At 55.3% G+C, this 2,553-nt stretch carries 2 protein-coding genes, 2 tRNA genes and 1 rRNA gene; 1 reads left to right on the top strand and 4 read right to left on the bottom strand.

The annotated features are described in order from the left end of the window. Positions 1-47 precede the first annotated feature (47 nt). Positions 48-260, top strand: coding sequence for a hypothetical protein (locus OP496_RS17110; protein ID WP_280565027.1), 213 nt, complete (start codon positions 48-50; stop codon positions 258-260). 42 nt (positions 261-302) lie between these two features. Here the strand turns inward: OP496_RS17110 and OP496_RS17105 are convergent. The 4 genes from OP496_RS17105 to OP496_RS17090 form a co-directional block, all read right to left on the bottom strand. Further along, positions 303-378, bottom strand: a tRNA-Ala gene (locus OP496_RS17105). A 166-nt stretch (positions 379-544) separates the two neighbouring features. Then, positions 545-621 (bottom strand) — tRNA-Ile (locus tag OP496_RS17100). Positions 622-719: 98 nt separating this feature from the next. Continuing rightward, positions 720-2,259 (bottom strand): 16S ribosomal RNA (locus OP496_RS17095). Positions 2,260-2,368: 109 nt separating this feature from the next. After that, a partial coding sequence (locus tag OP496_RS17090) for a hypothetical protein (protein ID WP_280565026.1) occupies positions 2,369-2,553 on the bottom strand: 185 nt, incomplete at its 5' end.

Genomic DNA, 2,553 nt, shown 5'->3' with positions numbered 1-2,553 from the left:
CTTGACCATATAACCCCAAAGGGTCTGGCCTGGCGACGATCACGATCATGCCGGATACGCTTGAGACGTATCGTCTTGCTTTGTCAGCTTATGCCACATTGTTAAAGAGCGACTGCTCGAAAGCAGTTGGAAGAGCTAAGAAGGAAGAGAGAAGGAAGATCCTTCGTGTGCTCATCTTCTTAACGCTTACAACTGATTTCAGCGTATTGACGACTGTCGGGAACTCTTTCCAAGACAAGGCGAAAGATGGCGACGCATAGGCCTCTATGCGAGTCAGCTTTCAACGCCGTATTGGGAAGAGATGGTGGAGCCTACCGGGATCGAACCGGTGACCTCCTGCGTGCAAGGCAGGCGCTCTCCCAGCTGAGCTAAGGCCCCTTAGCAAGAGGGAAGAATGAAGAAGGAAGAGTTAAGAAAGGGCTTCTTTCCTACCTCTTAAGCCTTACTCTTTCCGACTTGACACTATTTTATTCAGATCAAGGCATTTTGTGGCGACGCCTAGCCTGCTAGGCGAGTCACGAAATAACGCCGAGCTGGATAAAATTGGTGGGTCTGGGCAGACTTGAACTGCCGACCTCACCCTTATCAGGGGTGCGCTCTAACCAACTGAGCTACAGACCCGGCTACTAACCACTGGGTCCAGGACCCAAACAGTCGTTGCTCTGCGCGATCAGGTAATTCATTGTGAGCGCTTACCCAGGACGGGATGCGCGGTCGTTTAAGGAGGTGATCCAGCCGCAGGTTCCCCTACGGCTACCTTGTTACGACTTCACCCCAGTCATGAACCACACCGTGGTGATCGCTCTCCCGCAGGTTAAGCTAACCACTTCTGGTGCAGTCCACTTCCATGGTGTGACGGGCGGTGTGTACAAGGCCCGGGAACGTATTCACCGTGCCATTCTGATGCACGATTACTAGCGATTCCGACTTCGCGGAGTCGAGTTGCAGACTCCGATCCGGACTGAGACCGACTTTCCGGGATTGGCTTCAGCTCGCGCTTTCGCAACCCTTTGTACCGGCCATTGTAGCACGTGTGTAGCCCTACCCGTAAGGGCCATGATGACTTGACGTCGTCCCCACCTTCCTCCGGTTTGTCACCGGCAGTCTCCCTAGAGTTCCCGGCCGGACCGCTGGCAAATAGGGATAAGGGTTGCGCTCGTTACGGGACTTAACCCAACATTTCACAACACGAGCTGACGACAGCCATGCAGCACCTGTCTCTGCGCTCCCGAAGGCACCCGGGTATCTCTACCCAGTTCGCAGGATGTCAAGGGTAGGTAAGGTTCTTCGCGTTGCATCGAATTAAACCACATGCTCCACCGCTTGTGCGGGCCCCCGTCAATTCATTTGAGTTTTAACCTTGCGGCCGTACTCCCCAGGCGGTCGACTTATCGCGTTAACTGCGCCACTAAGTCCTCAAGGGACCCAACGGCTAGTCGACATCGTTTACGGCGTGGACTACCAGGGTATCTAATCCTGTTTGCTACCCACGCTTTCGCACCTCAGCGTCAGTGTCAGTCCAGAAGGCCGCCTTCGCCACTGGTATTCCTCCCGATCTCTACGCATTTCACCGCTACACCGGGAATTCTACCTTCCTCTCCTGCACTCTAGCCTGCCCGTTCCGGATGCCATTCCCAGGTTGAGCCCGGGGCTTTCACACCCGGCGTGACACGCCGCCTACGCGCCCTTTACGCCCAGTAATTCCGATTAACGCTTGCACCCTCCGTATTACCGCGGCTGCTGGCACGGAGTTAGCCGGTGCTTCTTCTGCGGGTGATGTCGTCCGTACCGGGTATTGGCCGGCACGCTTTCTTCCCCGCTGAAAGTGCTTTACAACTCGAAAGCCTTCTTCACACACGCGGCATGGCTGGATCAGGCTTGCGCCCATTGTCCAATATTCCCCACTGCTGCCTCCCGTAGGAGTCCGGGCCGTGTCTCAGTCCCGGTGTGGCTGATCATCCTCTCAGACCAGCTACGGATCGTCGCCTTGGGGGGCCATTACCCCACCAACTAGCTAATCCGACATAGGCTCATCCAATCGCGCGAGGTCCGAAGAGCCCCCGCTTTCTCCCGTAGGACGTATGCGGTATTAGCCTGAGTTTCCTCAGGTTGTCCCCCACAACTGGGTAGATTCCTATGCGTTACTCACCCGTCCGCCGCTCGACGCCTCCTAGCAAGCTAGGATCGTTTCCGCTCGACTTGCATGTGTTAGGCCTGCCGCCAGCGTTCAATCTGAGCCATGATCAAACTCTTCAGTTGAAAGTCTGATAGTCCTTGTCTTTGCGAACAAAGAAGCGGACCAAACTTGGTTCAAGACCAAAACGTCTCTTGACGAGTCGTTTGCCTTGATAGGTCGTGACAGGCACCCCTATCCTGAGCAAACGCCCACATGAATTACCTGATCGATTGTTAAAGAGCCAGCTCCGGGCTCGATATCATACCAAGAGCGGAGCGTCTCGTTGTTGCCGAAGCGCCTAACGAGGAAGGCGTATTCTACCGAAAGCGCCGTGATTGTCAAGGCCGAAGCCGGCGAGACAATGCTTGGCAACGCTT

Origin of the sequence: Chromohalobacter sp. 48-RD10, from assembly GCF_029889785.1 — a bacterium.
GTDB lineage: Bacteria > Pseudomonadota > Gammaproteobacteria > Pseudomonadales > Halomonadaceae > Chromohalobacter.
The sequence above is the reverse complement of the archived record's forward strand: the minus strand, read 5'-3'. Positions and strand labels throughout refer to the sequence as shown.

Coding starts and splice junctions, on each gene's coding strand:
- OP496_RS17110 (WP_280565027.1), top strand. CDS start 48: ATGCCGGATACGCTTGAGACGTATCGTCTTGCTTTGTCAGCTTATGCC.